The organism is Geopseudomonas aromaticivorans, from assembly GCF_019097855.1.
Lineage (GTDB): Bacteria > Pseudomonadota > Gammaproteobacteria > Pseudomonadales > Pseudomonadaceae > Geopseudomonas > Geopseudomonas aromaticivorans.
This window is the reverse complement of sequence record NZ_JAHRGL010000010.1, coordinates 18,617-33,907: the sequence shown is the minus strand read 5'-3', so window position 1 is coordinate 33,907 and position 15,291 is coordinate 18,617. Positions and strand designations below refer to the sequence as shown.

Here is a 15,291-nt window from a genome sequence, read left to right as displayed (position 1 = left end):
GTCAGATCGGGCGGGCGATCAGGTCGAAGTGGCTGCCTTCCGCCTCGCGGTCGCGGCGCGGCGGCATGTGCTGCACGGCCGTGCGCTGATCGCCCTGCATGCTTTCCAGGTGCACATCGAAGCCCCACAGGCGATGCAGGTGCCTGAGTACATCCTCGGTGGAGCTGCCCAGCGGCTTGCGCTCGTGCTGGAAGTGGCGCAGGGTCAGCGAGCGGTCGCCGCGGCGGTCGACGTTCCAGATCTGGATGTTCGGCTCGCGGTTGCCGAGGTTGTACTGTGCGGCCAGATTTTCGCGAATGGTGCGGTAGCCGCTATCGTCATGGATGGCATCCACCAGCAGCTCCTCCTGCTGGTCGTCGTCGAGGATGCTGAACAGGCGGAATTCGCGCATCAGCTTGGGCGAGAGGAACTGCTGGATGAAGCTCTCGTCCTTGAAGTTCTGCATGGCGAACTTCAGCGTCGCCAGCCAGTCGCTGCCGGCAATGTCGGGGAACCAGCGGCGATCCTCCTCGGTCGGCTCCTCGCAGATGCGCCGGATGTCGCGGTACATGGCGAAGCCCAGTGCGTAGGGGTTGATGCCGCTGTAGTAGGGGCTGTCGAACGGCGGCTGGTAGACCACGCTGGTGTGGTACTGGAGGAACTCCATCATGAAGCCGTCGGTGACCAGGCCCTCGTCGTACAGGTCGTTGAGCAGGGTGTAGTGCCAGAAGGTGGCCCAGCCCTCGTTCATCACCTGGGTCTGCCGCTGCGGGTAGAAGTACTGGGCGACCTTGCGCACGATGCGCACCACCTCGCGCTGCCAGGGCTCGAGCAGCGGGGCGTGCTTCTCGATGAAGTAGAGGATGTTCTCCTGCGGCTCGGCCGGAAAGCGCTTGCCGTCGTCATCGCGACCCTTGCCGGCGCCCTTGGGGATGGTGCGCCAGAGGTCGTTGACCTGCTGCTGCAGTTGTTCCTCGCGCACCGATTGCCGCTGCCGCTCCTCCTCGGCGGAGATCGGGTAGGGCCGCTTGTAGCGGTCGACGCCATAGTTCATCAGGGCGTGGCAGGAGTCGAGCAGCTCCTCGACCGCGTCGATGCCGTGGCGCTCCTCGCACTTGTCGATGTACTGCTTGGCGAACACCAGGTAGTCGATGATCGAGCGGGCGTCGGTCCAGGTGCGGAACAGGTAGTTGCCCTTGAAGAAGCTGTTGTGGCCGTAGCAGGCATGGGCCACCACCAGGGCCTGCATGCACATGGTGTTCTCTTCCATGAGGTAGGCAATGCACGGGTCGGAGTTGATCACGATCTCGTAGGCCAGGCCCATCTGGCCGCGTTTGTAGCCCTTCTCGGTGCTGAGGAAGTGCTTGCCATAGGACCAGTGGTGGTAGCCGATCGGCATGCCCACCGAGGCGTAGGCATCCATCATCTGCTCGGCGGTGATCACCTCGATCTGGTTGGGATAGGTGTCCAGCGCATAGCGTTCGGCCAGCCGGGCGATCTCGCGGTCGTAGGTGCGGATCAGCTCGAAGGTCCATTCCGAGCCGGTGGACAGCGGCTGGCCTTTCTTGGCGCGAGGGTTCATGCGGCGACCCTCCTCTGGAACAGTTCGCGGAACACCGGGTAGATGTCGCCGGCGGAGACGATCTGCTGCTGGGCGAAGCTCTCCGGGAAGGCTTCGCTGACCTGCTCGTACTCGTGCCACAGCGCCTGGTGCTCGCGCGGGGTGATCTCGACATAGCTGAAGTACTGCACGAACGGCATGATCTGGCGCATCAGGATGTCGCGGCAGACCGGCGAGTCGTCGTTCCAGTTGTCGCCGTCCGAAGCCTGGGCGGCGTAGATGTTCCATTCGTTGACCGGATAGCGGGCGGCCATGACTTCCTGCATCAGCTTGAGCGCGCTGGAGACGATGGTGCCGCCGGTTTCCCGCGAGTAGAAGAACTCCTGCTCGTCGACTTCCTTGGCGCTGGTGTGGTGGCGGATGAACACCACCTCGATCTTGTCGTAGCTGCGCTTGAGGAACAAATACAAGAGGATGAAGAACCGCTTGGCGATGTCCTTGGTGGCCTGGGTCATCGAGCCGGACACGTCCATCAGGCAGAACATCACCGCCTTGGAGGTCGGGTTGGGCTGCTTGACCAGCAGGTTGTACTTGAGGTCGAAGGTGTCGAGGAACGGCAGGCGCTCGATGCGCGCCCGCAGGCCGCCGATTTCTTCCTCCAGGGCGCGGATATCCGTGAAGTTGTCCGGCTCCTCGATGCGCAGCCGTTCCAGCTCGGCCTTGAGCTCGCGCAGGCGCGCGCGGCTCGAGCCGCTGAGGGCGATGCGCCGGGCATGGGCCGAGCGCAGGGTGCGCACGATGTTCAGTCGCGCGGGGGTGCCCTCGCTGCTGATCCCGGCGCGCACGGTCTTGAAACTGTCCATGCCGGCCAGGTGCTTCTTCACCAGGTTCGGCAGCGCCAGGTCCTCGAACATGAAGTCGAGGAACTCCTCCTGGGTAATCTGGAACACGAACTCGTCCATGCCCTCGCCGGAGTTGCTGGCCTTGCCCTGGCCCGCGCCGCCGCCCCCGCCGCCCGAGGGGCGCGGGATGCGCTCGCCGCTGATGAATTCCTTGTTGCCCGGGTGGATGATGGTCTGCCGGCCGCCGCGGCCGTGGTGCCACACGGGCTCGTCGATGTCGCGCGAGGGGATGCTGATCTGCTCGCCGTGCTCCATGTCGGTAATGGAGCGGCGGCTGACGGCCTCTTCCACCGCCTTCTTGATGTGGTCGCGGTAACGCCGCAGGAAGCGCTGGCGGTTCACCGTGCTCTTGTTCTTGCCGTTCAGTCGCCGGTCGATGACGTAACTCATGGCGTACTCCCGTGCGGTCTTGGACCCGGAGCGTAAGGCGCGGAGCGGGATGGCTATCTCGCTCCGCGCCGGGCCTTCCCTAGATTACTACTGCGACTTGCGCACGCGCAGGTACCATTCGGCGAGCAGGCGCACCTGTTTCTCGGTGTAGCCGCGCTCGACCATGCGCCGCACGAAGTCGTTGTGCTTCTGCTGCTCGTCCTTGCTGCCCTTGGCGTTGAAGCTGATGACCGGCAGCAGCTCCTCGGTGTTGGAGAACATCTTTTTCTCGATCACCGCGCGCAGCTTTTCGTAGGACAGCCACGACGGGTTCTTGCCGTTGTTGTTGGCCCGGGCGCGCAGCACGAAGTTGACGATCTCGTTGCGGAAATCCTTCGGATTGCTGATGCCGGCCGGCTTCTCGATCTTCTCCAGCTCCTCGTTGAGCGAGCCGCGATTGAGGATCTCGCCGGTCTCCGGGTCGCGGTACTCCTGGTCCTGGATCCAGAAGTCGGCGTACAGCACGTAGCGGTCGAAGATGTTCTGCCCGTACTCGCTGTAGGACTCCAGGTAGGCGGTCTGGATTTCCTTGCCGATGAACTCGACGTAGCGCGGCGCCAGGTATTCCTTGAGGAAGCGCAGGTAGCGCTCGCGGGTTTCCGCCGGGAACTGCTCCTGCTCGATCTGCTGCTCGAGCACGTAGAGCAGGTGCACCGGGTTGGCCGCCACCTCGTGGGGGTCGAAGTTGAACACCTTGGAGAGGATCTTGAAGGCGAAACGGGTCGACAGGCCGTTCATGCCCTCGTCGACGCCGGCGGCGTCGCGGTATTCCTGGATCGACTTGGCCTTGGGATCGGTGTCCTTGAGGTTCTCGCCGTCGTAGACGCGCATCTTCGAGTAAATGTTGGAGTTTTCCGGCTCCTTCAGGCGGCTCAGCACGGTGAACTGGGCGAGCATCTTCAGGGTGTCCGGCGCGCAGTGGGCGTGGGCCAGCGAGCTGTTGACCAGCAGCTTGTCGTAGATCTTGATCTCGTCGGTGACGCGCAGGCAGTAGGGCACCTTGACGATGTAGATGCGGTCGATGAACGCCTCGTTGTTCTTGTTGTTGCGGAAGCTGTGCCACTCGGCTTCGTTGGAGTGGGCCAGCAGGATGCCGCTGTAGGGAATCGCGCCGAGGCCTTCGGTGCTGTTGTAGTTGCCTTCCTGGGTGGCGGTCAGCAGCGGGTGCAGCACCTTGATCGGCGCCTTGAACATCTCGACGAATTCCATGATGCCCTGGTTGGCGCGGCACAGCGCGCCGGAGTAGCTGTAGGCATCCGGGTCGTTCTGCGGGAATTCCTCGAGCTTGCGGATATCGACCTTGCCGACCAGCGCGGAGATGTCCTGGTTGTTCTCGTCGCCCGGCTCGGTCTTGGCGATGGCGATCTGGTTGAGGATCGACGGGTACAGCTTGACCACGCGGAACTTGCTGATGTCGCCGCCGAACTCGTTGAGGCGCTTGGTCGCCCACGGCGACATGATCGAGCTCAGGTAGCGCTGCGGGATGCCATATTCCTCCTCGAGGATGGCGCCGTCCTCGTCCGGATTGAACAGGCCGAGCGGCGACTCGAACACCGGCGAGCCCTTGATGGCATAGAAGGGGATGTGCTCCATCAGGTGCTTGAGCTTCTCCGCCAGCGACGACTTGCCGCCGCCGACCGGGCCGAGCAGGTAGAGGATCTGCTTCTTCTCTTCCAGGCCCTGGGCGGCATGGCGGAAGTAGGAGACGATCTGGTCGATGCAGTCTTCCATGCCGTGGAAGTCGGCAAACGCTGGGTAGCGGCGAATCACCTTGTTGGAGAAGATTCGCGACAGCCGCGGGTCGCTGGCCGTATCCACCAGCTGCGCCTCACCGATGGCCTTGAGCATGCGCTCGGCGGCGCTGGCGTAGGTCAGCGGATCCTGCTTGCACAGGTCGAGATACTCCTGCAGGGAGTATTCCTCCTGGCGCGTGGTTTCGTAGCGTTGCTGGAAATGGCTGAAAATGCTCATGACGTCACCTCGCTCGATGCCTGAACCGGAAGCGGGCCTCGGGCGGGCACGGACAGGCTGGCGCGGTGCGCCAACCTGCTTATCCCCTCACTCGACCCCCAATGGTCGTACCGCCTCATGGAAGCCGGTGGGCCGGCTTTCCCTTTTGGAAGACTCTTGAGAAAAGCATAGACCTGCTTTGTCGAGCGCGCAGCAGGAAAAAACGACGGCGTGGTGACGGGCTGAAGGTGGCTTGGCGGTCAGTCGTGGGGGAGGCGGGCGACCTCGTCCGGGTACTGGGCGCGCCACAGTTCGAAGCCGCCGTCGATGCTGTAGACCTCGCTGAAGCCCTGGTGGGCCAGGAAGCCGGCCGCGTTCTGGCTGGAGTTGCCGTGGTAGCAGATCACCAGCAGCGGCTTGTCCATGTCGGCGCCGGCGATGAAGTCGGCCAGCGAGTGGTTGTCCAGGTGACGGGCGCCGGGGATGTGGCCGCTGGCAAAGCTGTGCGGATCACGGATGTCGACCACCACCGCGCCATTCTGGCGCAGGTCGTGGGCGGTGGCGGGGTCGATGCGCTTGAATTCGCTCATGGTTGTTCCTTGTGGCAACTGCAGGTAAGGCGCTCGCCGCTGTCGACGTTGAGCAGGGTCAGCTCCGCGCCCCACACGCAGCCGGAGTCCAGGGCCTCGACGCCGGGCTCGTCGCAGCGGCCTTGCAGAGCGGCCCAGTGGCCGAAGATGATCTTCTGTCCGCGGGTCTTGCGGCCGGGGTGGCTGAACCACGGCGCATAGCCGCTCGGTGCAGTGCCCAGCCCCTCCTTGCTCTTCAGATCAAGGCGGCCATCGGCGGTGCAGAAGCGCATGCGGGTGAAATAGTTGGTGATCGTGCGCAGCCGGGCAACGCCGCACAGTCGACTGTCCCACTTGTTCGGCTCGTTGCCGTACATGCCCTCGAGAAACAGCGGCAGGCGAGTGTCGTCGCGCAGGGCTTCCTCGACCTCGGCGGCGCGCTTGCGGGCCTTCTTCAGCGACCAGTGCGGCGGGATGCCGGCGTGCACCAGGGTGATCTGCCGCTCCTCGTCGTAGTGCAGCAGCGGCTGGCGACGCAGCCAGTCGAGCAGGTCGTCGCGATCCGGGGCGTCGAGGATCTCGCGCAGGGTGTCGGTCTTCTTCAGGCGCTCGACGTTATGTGCCACGGCGAGCAGGTGCAGGTCGTGGTTGCCCAGCACGGTGGTCACCGCCTCGCGCATGGCAAACAGGAAGCGCAGGGTTTCCAGCGATTGCGGGCCGCGGTTGACCAGGTCGCCGACCAGCCACAGGCGATCCTGCTGCGGATCGAAAGCGACCCGCTGCAGCAGGCACTGCAGCGGTTGCAGGCAGCCCTGCACGTCGCCGACGGCATACAGCGCCATCAGTGCAGGACTCCGGGCACGGCCAGGCGGAACGGCTTGATCGGTGCGGCGAAGGCGTGCTCGTCGCCGGCCTGCATGCCGAAGCTGCCGTGCATGCTGCCCACCGGCGTGGCCAGCACACAGCCGCTGGTGTAGGTGTGGCTCTGCCCGGGCTGCAGCAGCGGCTGTTCGCCGACCACGCCGGGGCCGCGCACTTCCTGCACCTTGGCATTGCCGTCGGTGATGATCCAGTGGCGGGTCAGCAGCTTGGCGGCGAGCAGGCCATTGTTGCGGATGGTCACCGTATAGGCGAAGGCATAGCGCTCCTGCTCGGGCAGCGACTGCTCGGGCAGGTGGCGGGTGACGACGCTGACGTCGATCTGGTAGCGCGGGTCGTTTGAGGTCATTGCGGCGGCTTCGTACGGCGTAATGAACAGCGTAGTGATTTACTCGGCCGCTGTCTGCAGGGCCAGCTGATCGGCCAGGCGCACGAAGGCGGCCAGGTCCAGCTGTTCCGGGCGCAGGCTGCCATCCACGCCGGCGGCTTCGATGGCCTGGGCGTCGAGCAGCTGCTTGAGGGTGTTGCGCAGGGTCTTGCGCCGCTGGTTGAAGGCTTCGCGCACCACGCGCTCGAGCAGACGATGATCCTTGGCCGGGTGCGGCAGTACCGCGTGCGGCACCAGGCGGACGATGGCCGATTCGACCTTGGGCGGCGGGTTGAAGGCGCCCGGACCGACGTTGAACAGGTGCTCCACCCGGCAGTGGTACTGCACCATGATCGACAGCCGTCCCCAGTCACCGCCGCCGGGCGTGGCGGCCAGGCGCTCGACCACTTCCTTCTGCAGCATGAAGTGCATGTCGCCGATGATTGCGGCGTGTTCCAGCAAGTGGAAGATCAGCGGCGTGGAGATGTTGTACGGCAGGTTGCCGACCACGCGCAGCTTCTCGCCGTCCGCCACCAGGCTGTTGAAGTCGAACTTCAGGGCATCGCCGGCGTTGAGGGTGAAGTTCGGATCGAGGCCGAAGCGCATCTGCAGCAGGGGCAGCAGGTCCTTGTCCAGCTCGATCACATCCAGCTTGGCGCCGCTGCCGAGCAGGCCTTCGGTAAGGGCGCCCTGGCCAGGGCCGATTTCGACCATATGTTCGCCTGGGCGCGCATGGATGGCGCGCAGGATGCGGTGGATGACACCGGCATCGTGCAGGAAGTTCTGGCCGAAACGCTTGCGGGCGCGGTGTTGGTACAGCTCGGACATCGGGGGACTCCAGGCCTGGAGCGGCAAGCGTCACGCTTGAGCCCAGGGCGAAAAAGACGAAGGCGCGCAGTTTACCAGCGAACACGCGGGTCGGCGGGCTCTGTCGGCTGGGCTGCGGATGGCTGGGAGGGAATTCGCAGACCGATGGCCCGCCAGGCTGCGCAAGGTGGATAAGGCCCGAAGCCGCTCGCCACCCTGCGTCTGCCTGGGGTTTCAGCCGGCTTGCTGCGCGCCGGCGGTCATCTGGTAGGCGGTTTCCAGCGCCACCTGCAGGCTGCCGGTATCGACCCGGCCGCTGCCGGCGAGATCCAGGGCGGTGCCATGGTCGACCGAAGTGCGCACGATCGGCAGGCCGAGGGTGACGTTGACCGCGGCGCCGAAACCCTTGTACTTGAGCACCGGCAGGCCCTGGTCGTGGTACATGGCCAGCACCGCGTCGCAGTGCTCGAGATGCTTGGGGGTGAACAGGGTGTCGGCCGGCAGCGGGCCGATCAGGTCGAGGCCTTCGCCGCGCAGGCGCGCCAGGGTGGGCTCGATGATGTCGATTTCCTCACGGCCCAGGTGGCCGCCCTCGCCGGCGTGCGGGTTAAGGCCGCAGACCAGGATGCGCGGGCTGGCGATGCCGAACTTGTCGCGCAGATCGCCATGCAGGATGCGCGCGACCCGCGTCAGGCGCTCGGCGGTGATGGCGTCGGCCACCTCGCGCAGCGGCAGGTGGGTGGTCGCCAGCGCCACGCGCAGGCCGCGGGTGGCAAGCATCATCACCACCTGCTCGGTGTGGGTCAGCTCGGCGAGGAACTCGGTATGCCCGGAGAAGGGGATGCCGGCCTCATTGATCACGCCCTTGTGCACGGGGGCGGTGATCATCCCGGCGAAGTCGCCGTCGACGCAGCCGTTGCCGGCGCGCAGCAGGGTCTCCAGCACGTAGCCGGCGTTGCGCGGGTCGAGCTGGCCGGCCTGCACTGGTGCCGCCAGCGGGGTATCCCACACATACAGGCTGCCGGCCGGCGCCGGGGCCTGTGGCCAGGCGCCGGGAGCGACTTCGAGCAGGGCGATGTCCAGACCCAGCAGCGTGGCGCGTTCGGCCAGCAACTGACGGCTGGCGATCGCCACCAGGGCATGCGGCTGTGCCGCGCGGGCCAGCAGCAGGCACAGGTCGGGACCGATGCCGGCCGGCTCGCCGGGCGTCAGGGCAAAGCGCTGCGCCTCGCTCACAGGCGGATTTCCACGTAGGCTTCGTCGCGGATCTGGCGCAGCCAGTTCTGCAGCTCCTCGTCGTACTTGCGGTTGCGCAGCAGGTTCAGCGCCTGCTGTTCGCGGGCCTCGCCACTGGCGTCGCTGGTGCGGCGATCCAGCACTTCCAGCACGTGCCAGCCGAACGGGGTGCGGAACGGTTTCGACAGTCGGCCGACCGGGCTGCTGGCCATCACTTCGCGGAACTCGGGCACCAGCGAGTTGGGGTCGATCCAGTTCAGGTCGCCGCCGTGGAGTGCCGAGCCCGGGTCTTCGGAGAAGCTCTTCGCCAGCTCGGCGAAGTCCTCGCCGCCCTGCAGGCGCTCGTACAGGCGCTCGGCCAGGATGCGGGTTTCGTCGTCGCTGCGGATCTCGCTGGGCTTGAGCAGGATGTGGCGGACGTGGACTTCATCGCGCTGCACGCCGCGCTCACCGCCGCGCTTCTCGAGCAGCTTGAGCATGATGAAGCCGGCCGGCGTGCGCACCGGCTCGGTGACCTCGCCGACACCGAGGGCGCCGACCATGGCATCGAACGGCGGCGGCAGCTGGGCGGCTTTGCGCCAGCCGATCTCGCCGCCCTCGAGGGCGTTTTCGCTGGCCGAGCGGGCCATGGCCAGGCGCGCGAAGTCGGCGCCCTGCTGCAGCTGGGCATGGATGTCGCGCGCCTGGCGTTCGGCGGCCTGGATCGCCTGGGCCGAGGAGCCCTCGCTCAGCGGCACAAGGATGTTGGCCAGCCGGAACTCTTCCGACAGCTGCAGCTTGCCCAGGTCGGAGGCGAGGAAGTTCTGCACTTCCTGCGGGCTGACCTGGATGCGCTCGGCCACCCGGCGCTGGCGTACGCGACTGACGACCATCTCGCGGCGTACCTGCTCGCGGGCGTCGTCGTAGGACAGGCCGTCGCGGGCGAGGGCGGCCCTGAACTGCTCGAGGCTGAGGTTGTTGCGCTGGGCGATGGTGGCCATCGCCCGGTTCAGTTCCTCGTCGCCGATGCGGATGCCGGAGCGCTCGCCCATCTGCAGCTGCAGGTTCTCGACGATCAGGCGTTCCAGCACCTGCGGCGCCAGGGCGTCGCGCGGCGGCAGGTCGCCGCCACGCTTGGCCAGGTTCTGCCGCACTTCGTCGAGGCGCTGGTCGAGCTGGCTCTGCATGATCACGTCGTTGTCGACGATGGCTACCACGCGGTCGAGCGGCTGGACCTCGGCCTGGACCGTGCTGCAGCACAGCAGGGCGCCCAGGGCGAGGGGGAGCAGACTATTGATAAGCTTGGTCTTCACGTTCACGGTAACCTTGAATGCCTTGGTCGAGGAAGGACTCTACCTGGCTGCCAACCACGCCGCCGAGGCCCTTGAATACGATCTGCAGGAAGATGCCGCGGTCGGCCTCTTCGTTTGCATCCGGGTTGAGGTCGTATTCGTCGTAGTCCATCCAGTAGCGGTTGATCAGGCGCAGCTTCCAGCAGCAGCTGTCGTACTCGAAGCCGCCCATCGCCTCCAGTGTGCGGTTGCGGCTGTAGTCGTGCTGCCAGCGCGCGATCACGCTCCACTGCGGCATGATCGGCCAGATGGTGGAGATGTCGTGCTGCTCGATCTTGTAGTAATCCTTGATGTAGCCCGGCGTGCCGGGGGTGCCGAAGTCGCCGCCATAGGTCCAGGTGCCGCTGGCCTGATCGTAACGCATGGTGTCGTTGCGGTAGCGATAACCGAGGTTGACCACCTTGTTCGGGTTGGCTTCCGGCTGGTAGTGGAACATGGCACTGCCGGAGCGCGTCTGGCCCAGGGAACGTTCCTGGGCGAGATCGAGGTTGAAGCGCCAGTCGCGGTTGAAGCGGTACAGGTACTCCAGCGCATAGGGCGAGGTGGAGGTACGTGCATCGCCACGGGTGCGGTAGTCGATGCCCGGCATCTGCACCTGACGGTCTTCAAAGTAGAAGGTCTGGCCGAGGCTGAAGGTCTGCCGCTCGAAGCCGTTGGGCTCGATCCAGCGACTGGTGGCCCCCAGCGACAGCTGGTTGGCGTCGCCGATGCGGTCCTTGCCGGAGAAGCGGTTGTCGCGCCACAGCGAGGCATAGCTGAAGGTGCTCTCGCCGGTGTCGAATACCGGGATGTCGGTCTGGTCCTCTTCCGGCACGTACAGGTAGAAGGCGCGCGGTTCGAGGGTCTGGCGGGTGCCCTTGCCGAACAGGTCGGTGTTGCGGTCGAAATACAGGCCGCTGTCGACGCTGTAGATCGGGGTCTGGCGGTCCTGGCTGCTATCGAACTGCTGCTCGGCAAGCAGGCTGTTGCGCCCCTGCTGGTCGAGGTCCAGGTCGTAGCGGGTGTAAGCGTACTTGAGCGACGGCTTGAGGTAGCCCCACGACCAGTTCAGCGGCAGGCTGACGCCCGGCTCCAGATGCAGGCGGTCGCCTTCGGCGCGGCCCAGGCCCACGATGTTTTCGTCATACCAGCGCTGTGGCGTGCCATCCTCGTTGACGAAGTTGCCGTTGCGCAGGCTGCGCTGGAAGCTGACGAACTCGGTGCCATAGCTGAACTGCAGGCCGCCCGGCTGGAACGGCAGGGCACCGTCGAGGGTCAGCTGCGGCAGGCGGTCGTAGGGGGTGACGTCGACCACGCTGGTCGGCTCGTAGGCGTGCACATTGAGCCGTGCGGTGTAGCTGTCGCCGCGATAGCTCAGGCTGCCGCGCTGGTTGAGGAAGCTGGGCTGGTCGAAGCCCAGGTTGGTATCCAGATCTTGGAAGTAGTACGGGTCGCTGATGTCGGTGTAGTCGACCTCGGCCAGCCAGCGCGAATCCAGCCCGCCCTTGTGCTGCCAGTTGTACATCCAGCGCTGGTCTTCGTACTCCGACTGCAGCTTGCGCTCGTCTTCCGAGTCGTTCAGCCAGGCGCCGCCGACCTGGCCTTCGCTGGCCGGGGTCAGGTAGCGGAGTTCGCCCTCCATCAGCAGGCCGCGATTGGCCATGTAGGTCGGATAGAGGGTGGCGTCGTAGTTGGGCGCCAGGTTGAAGTAGTAGGGCGTCTTCAGCGAGAAGCCGGAGTCGCTCGACGTGCTCATGCTCGGCGTCAGGAAGCCGGACTGGCGGCGGTCGTCGATCGGGAAGTAGATGTACGGGGTGTAGAACACCGGCACATCCTTCACCCGCAGGGTCACGTTGGTCGCGGTGCCGAAGCCGGTGGCCGGGTCCAGCTTGATGTTGTTGCCCTTCAGGTGCCAGGTGTTTTCGCCCGGCTCGCAGCGGGTGTAGGTGCCGTCCTTCAGGCGCACCACGGCATCGTCCTGGCGCTTGGCGTATTTCGCGCTGCCGCGGGTCTTGGCGGCGTGGATCACGTACTCGGCGTTGTCGACCTCGGCCTCGCCGTTGTCCAGCTGCAGCTGGGCGCGGTCGCCGACCACCAGAATGCCGTTGTCGCGCAGACGCACGTTGCCCTTGAGTTCGCCGCGGTTTTCCAGCTGGTGCAGGTTGGCCTCGTCGGCCTCGGCCTGCATGCTGCCCTGGCGCAGGACCACGTCGCCAGCGAGGGTGGTGGTTTCGGTCTGCTGCTCGTAGCGCGAGGCGCGGGCGCCGACGAAGGTCGGTGCCTCGCCCTGCGGCGTGGTGTCGTCGATGCCGGGACGCTTGGGCTCGACGTAGGTGCCGGCGCAGTAGGGCGCGATCTCGGCACGCTGGGCCTCGCTGAGTTTATCGCGCGGCACCCAGTCCAGATGGCTGTAGTCGGCGCTGCGCGAAGCCAGTGCCCGGCCGCCATTGTCGCTGGCCAGCGGGGCTGCTTGCGGCTCACCGCTCGCCGGAGCGGCTACCGGCGCCTGTTCGGCGCTGCGGCTGACGGTGGCTTCGGCCGGCTGTGGGCGCGGCGGCAGGGCGGCGCTGGGTGTCTTCGGCGAACAGGCCCAGCTGCCGCCGGCGGAGGCTTGGCAGTCGAACTGCTCGGCGGCATGCAGGAGCGGAGCGGAACCCAAGGCCAGCAGACTGCCGGTGACGAGGAGGGGGAATTTTCTGCGGAACAAGGGGGGATTTAGAGCCATCTGAGTTATGTCCGGGCTTCCTGCGCGCCAACAGCCTGTGCGGCCGCACGCCTTTCGATGGGCTGGAGTAAGATCCGCGATAATAAATCAATGCGTCACGCAACGGCTAGCTTAGAAGGGGAGCCTGCGAATGTCTGTGGATAAACGATTCGAAAACCTGGTGCACTGGCTGGAACAGTGCCTGCCGCCGGTGTTTGCTGCGCGCGGCTGGGGTATGCCGGGAACGGCGAGCCTGACCCCGGCGAGCAGCGATGCCAGCTTCCGCCGCTATTTCCGCTGGGAAGACGGCACGCGCAGCCTGATCGTCATGGACGCGCCGCCGCCACAGGAAGACTGCCGGCCGTTCGTCAAGGTCGCCGGCCTGCTGGCCGAGGCCGGCGTGCACGTGCCGGAGATCCTCGCCAGCGATCTCGAGCAGGGCTTCCTGCTGCTGCCTGATCTGGGTCGGCAGACCTACCTGGAGGTGATCGATGCCGACAATGCCGACGCGCTGTTCGAGGATGCGCTGCAGGCGCTGGTGGCCTTCCAGCAGCTGCCGGTCGAGGGCCAGCTGCCGGCCTACGACGAGGCCTTGCTGCGCCGCGAGCTGCAGCTGTTTCCCGACTGGTACCTGCAGCGCCACCTCGGCGTGAGCCTCGACGGCGCCGCGCTGCAGGCCTGGAACGCCACCTGCGACCTGCTGGTGGCCAGCGCGCTGGGCCAGCCGCGGGTACTGGTGCACCGCGACTACATGCCGCGCAACCTGATGCTCAGTGCGCCCAACCCCGGCGTGCTGGACTTCCAGGACGCGGTGTTCGGCCCGGTCAGCTACGACGTCACCTGCCTGTTCAAGGACGCCTTCCTCAGCTGGCCGCAGGCCCGCGTCGATGCCTGGCTCGAGCGCTACTGGCAGCTGGCGCAGGCCGCCGGCATCCCGCTGCCGGCCAGCTTCGCCGAGTTCCAGCGCGCCAGCGACCTGATGGGCGCGCAGCGCCACCTCAAGGTGATCGGTATCTTCGCGCGCATCTGTCATCGCGACGGCAAGCCCAAGTATCTCGGCGACGTGCCGCGCTTCTTCGCCTACCTGCAGGAAGTCATCGCCCGCCGGCCGGAGCTGGCGCCGCTGGCCGAGCTGCTCGCCAGCCTGCCGCAGGAGTCGGCGGCATGAAGGCGATGATCCTCGCCGCCGGCAAGGGCGAGCGCCTGCGCCCGCTGACCCTGCACACGCCCAAGCCGCTGGTGCCGGTCGGCGGCGTGCCGCTGATCGAGTACCACATCCGCGCCCTGGTCACGGCGGGCTTCCGCGAGCTGGTGATCAACCATGCCTGGCTGGGGGCGCAGATCGAGGCGCATCTGGGCGATGGCTCGCGCTTTGGCGTGGAGATCGCCTATTCGGCCGAGGGCGAGCCGCTGGAAACCGGCGGCGGCATCCACCGGGCCCTGCCGCTGCTCGGCGAGGCGCCCTTCCTGCTGGTCAACGGCGACATCTGGACCGACTACGACTTCGCCGGGCTGCGCCGCAGTCCCGCCGGCCTGGCCCACCTGGTGCTGGTGGACAACCCGGCACACCATCCTGAGGGCGATTTTTGCCTGCAGGACGGCCGGGTCGACGCCCGCGGCGAACAGCTCGGGCTGACCTACAGCGGCATTGCCGTGCTCGATCCTGCCCTGTTCGCCGGCTGCCAGGCGGGCGCGTTCAAGCTGGCGCCGCTGCTGCAGGCGGCGATGGCCGCCGGCCAGGTCAGCGGCGAGCACTTCCGCGGCCGCTGGGTGGATGTCGGCACCCACGAGCGCCTCGCCGAGGTCGAGCGGCTGCTGGCGGAGCGCGGCTGATGCTATGGCCGGCCAGTGCCCTCGGCGGTGTGGCCGGCTTCGTGCTGGCCAGCATCCCCGGGGCCTTGCTCGGCGGTCTGCTCGGGCGCTGGCTGGACCGGCGCCTGCAGTTGCACGACTGGCATGATCTGCGCGAGCGTCTGGACGGATTGTCCGCCGCGCAGCGCGATGCGCGCCTGCTGCTGCAGTTGCTCGGCCGGGTGGCGGCTGCCGATCCGTTGGCGACGGCGGCCCAGCAGCGCCTGCTGCGCCAGGAAATCCAGCGTTTGGCGCTGGATCCGGCGCTGGCACGCGAGGCCTTCGCCCGTGGTCGCGAGGATCTGCAGCTGGCGCGTGTGCTGCGCCGCCTGCGCCAGCGCCCGGCGCGCATCGATACGGTACTGCGCGCCTGCTGGCGCATGGCCTGGGCGGGTGGGCACTGTACCCCGGCGGCGCGTGCCCTGCTCGGCGTGTGGGCCGAGCTGCTGGGACGCACGCCGGCGCAGCTGGCGGCGTTGGAGACGTCGGCGCGCGGTCTCGCGCTGGCGCCGCCGGCCGGCGACGCCTACCGCGAGGCCCTGCAGCTGCTCGGCGTCGCCGCCGATGCCCCACTCGCCGAGGTCCGCCAGGCCTACCGGCGCCAGCTTGGCCGGCACCACCCCGACCGCTTCGCCAGAGGCGATGCCGCCCAGCAGGCGGCGGCTACCGAGCGGACCCGCCGCCTGCATGAAGCCTGGGCGCTGCTGCGCGAGCGTCATCGCCAGCGCTGAGCAAGCCCGCGCCCGG

Annotated in this window: 13 protein-coding genes; 3 read left to right on the top strand and 10 right to left on the bottom strand. The window is 66.8% G+C overall.

Translation table 11 applies throughout. The features are described 5' to 3' along the window. Nucleotide 1: 1 nt before the first annotated feature. From KRX52_RS03115 to KRX52_RS03070, 10 genes are all read right to left on the bottom strand, one after another. Nucleotides 2–1,561, bottom strand: coding sequence for a SpoVR family protein (locus tag KRX52_RS03115; protein WP_217679700.1), 1,560 nt, complete (start codon nucleotides 1,559–1,561; stop codon nucleotides 2–4). Next, nucleotides 1,558–2,832 carry a YeaH/YhbH family protein gene (locus tag KRX52_RS03110; RefSeq protein ID WP_217679699.1) on the bottom strand — a complete coding sequence of 425 codons (1,275 nt, stop codon included), beginning with the start codon at nucleotides 2,830–2,832 and terminating at the stop codon, nucleotides 1,558–1,560. The genes KRX52_RS03115 and KRX52_RS03110 overlap by 4 nt, the downstream gene beginning before the upstream one ends. A gap of 87 nt (nucleotides 2,833–2,919) precedes the next feature. After that, complete coding sequence (locus KRX52_RS03105; protein WP_217679698.1) at nucleotides 2,920–4,842, bottom strand: PrkA family serine protein kinase; 1,923 nt, start codon at nucleotides 4,840–4,842, stop codon at nucleotides 2,920–2,922. Between the two features lie 239 nt (nucleotides 4,843–5,081). Then, the gene (glpE, locus tag KRX52_RS03100) at nucleotides 5,082–5,411 is read right to left on the bottom strand and encodes a thiosulfate sulfurtransferase GlpE (protein ID WP_217679697.1); all 330 of its coding nucleotides are present in this window, start codon (nucleotides 5,409–5,411) and stop codon (nucleotides 5,082–5,084) included. Further along, entirely contained in the window at nucleotides 5,408–6,232 is an 825-nt protein-coding gene (locus KRX52_RS03095; protein WP_217679696.1) for a symmetrical bis(5'-nucleosyl)-tetraphosphatase, read from the bottom strand. The genes glpE and KRX52_RS03095 overlap by 4 nt, the downstream gene beginning before the upstream one ends. Further along, on the bottom strand, nucleotides 6,232–6,618 hold the full coding sequence (gene apaG, locus KRX52_RS03090; protein ID WP_217679695.1) for a Co2+/Mg2+ efflux facilitator ApaG/CorD: 387 nt from the start codon (nucleotides 6,616–6,618) through the stop codon (nucleotides 6,232–6,234). The genes KRX52_RS03095 and apaG overlap by 1 nt, the downstream gene beginning before the upstream one ends. A 39-nt stretch (nucleotides 6,619–6,657) precedes the next feature. Further along, nucleotides 6,658–7,464 carry a 16S rRNA (adenine(1518)-N(6)/adenine(1519)-N(6))-dimethyltransferase RsmA gene (gene rsmA, locus KRX52_RS03085; RefSeq protein WP_217679694.1) on the bottom strand — a complete coding sequence of 269 codons (807 nt, stop codon included), beginning with the start codon at nucleotides 7,462–7,464 and terminating at the stop codon, nucleotides 6,658–6,660. A gap of 213 nt (nucleotides 7,465–7,677) precedes the next feature. Then, a complete protein-coding gene (pdxA, locus tag KRX52_RS03080; RefSeq protein ID WP_217679693.1) occupies nucleotides 7,678–8,679 on the bottom strand; it encodes a 4-hydroxythreonine-4-phosphate dehydrogenase PdxA in 1,002 nt (333 codons plus the stop codon). Continuing rightward, a complete protein-coding gene (locus KRX52_RS03075; RefSeq protein ID WP_217679692.1) occupies nucleotides 8,676–9,971 on the bottom strand; it encodes a peptidylprolyl isomerase in 1,296 nt (431 codons plus the stop codon). The genes pdxA and KRX52_RS03075 overlap by 4 nt, the downstream gene beginning before the upstream one ends. Then, on the bottom strand, nucleotides 9,949–12,714 hold the full coding sequence (locus tag KRX52_RS03070; RefSeq protein WP_217679691.1) for an LPS-assembly protein LptD: 2,766 nt from the start codon (nucleotides 12,712–12,714) through the stop codon (nucleotides 9,949–9,951). Before KRX52_RS03070 ends, KRX52_RS03075 begins: the two co-directional genes overlap by 23 nt. 130 nt (nucleotides 12,715–12,844) lie before the next feature. Between KRX52_RS03070 and KRX52_RS03065 the strand changes: the two genes are divergently transcribed. From KRX52_RS03065 to KRX52_RS03055, 3 genes are read left to right on the top strand one after another with little or no spacing between them, the layout of a single operon-like run. Next, a complete protein-coding gene (locus tag KRX52_RS03065) occupies nucleotides 12,845–13,861 on the top strand; it encodes an aminoglycoside phosphotransferase family protein (protein WP_217679690.1) in 1,017 nt (338 codons plus the stop codon). Further along, on the top strand, nucleotides 13,858–14,526 hold the full coding sequence (gene murU, locus KRX52_RS03060; protein ID WP_217679689.1) for an N-acetylmuramate alpha-1-phosphate uridylyltransferase MurU: 669 nt from the start codon (nucleotides 13,858–13,860) through the stop codon (nucleotides 14,524–14,526). Before KRX52_RS03065 ends, murU begins: the two co-directional genes overlap by 4 nt. Further along, complete coding sequence (locus KRX52_RS03055; RefSeq protein WP_217679688.1) at nucleotides 14,526–15,275, top strand: DnaJ domain-containing protein; 750 nt, start codon at nucleotides 14,526–14,528, stop codon at nucleotides 15,273–15,275. Before murU ends, KRX52_RS03055 begins: the two co-directional genes overlap by 1 nt. The last annotated feature ends 16 nt before the right edge of the window (nucleotides 15,276–15,291 follow it).

Bases quoted from the DNA above. Each gene is read 5' to 3' on its own strand.
- KRX52_RS03110 (WP_217679699.1), bottom strand. From the start codon at position 2,832: ATGAGTTACGTCATCGACCGGCGACTGAACGGCAAGAACAAGAGCACG.
- murU (WP_217679689.1), top strand. From the start codon at position 13,858: ATGAAGGCGATGATCCTCGCCGCCGGCAAGGGCGAGCGCCTGCGCCCG.
- rsmA (WP_217679694.1), bottom strand. From the start codon at position 7,464: ATGTCCGAGCTGTACCAACACCGCGCCCGCAAGCGTTTCGGCCAGAAC.
- KRX52_RS03065 (WP_217679690.1), top strand. From the start codon at position 12,845: ATGTCTGTGGATAAACGATTCGAAAACCTGGTGCACTGGCTGGAACAG.
- KRX52_RS03055 (WP_217679688.1), top strand. From the start codon at position 14,526: ATGCTATGGCCGGCCAGTGCCCTCGGCGGTGTGGCCGGCTTCGTGCTG.
- KRX52_RS03095 (WP_217679696.1), bottom strand. From the start codon at position 6,232: ATGGCGCTGTATGCCGTCGGCGACGTGCAGGGCTGCCTGCAACCGCTG.
- KRX52_RS03115 (WP_217679700.1), bottom strand. From the start codon at position 1,561: ATGAACCCTCGCGCCAAGAAAGGCCAGCCGCTGTCCACCGGCTCGGAA.
- apaG (WP_217679695.1), bottom strand. From the start codon at position 6,618: ATGACCTCAAACGACCCGCGCTACCAGATCGACGTCAGCGTCGTCACC.
- KRX52_RS03070 (WP_217679691.1), bottom strand. From the start codon at position 12,714: ATGGCTCTAAATCCCCCCTTGTTCCGCAGAAAATTCCCCCTCCTCGTC.
- glpE (WP_217679697.1), bottom strand. From the start codon at position 5,411: ATGAGCGAATTCAAGCGCATCGACCCCGCCACCGCCCACGACCTGCGC.
- KRX52_RS03105 (WP_217679698.1), bottom strand. From the start codon at position 4,842: ATGAGCATTTTCAGCCATTTCCAGCAACGCTACGAAACCACGCGCCAG.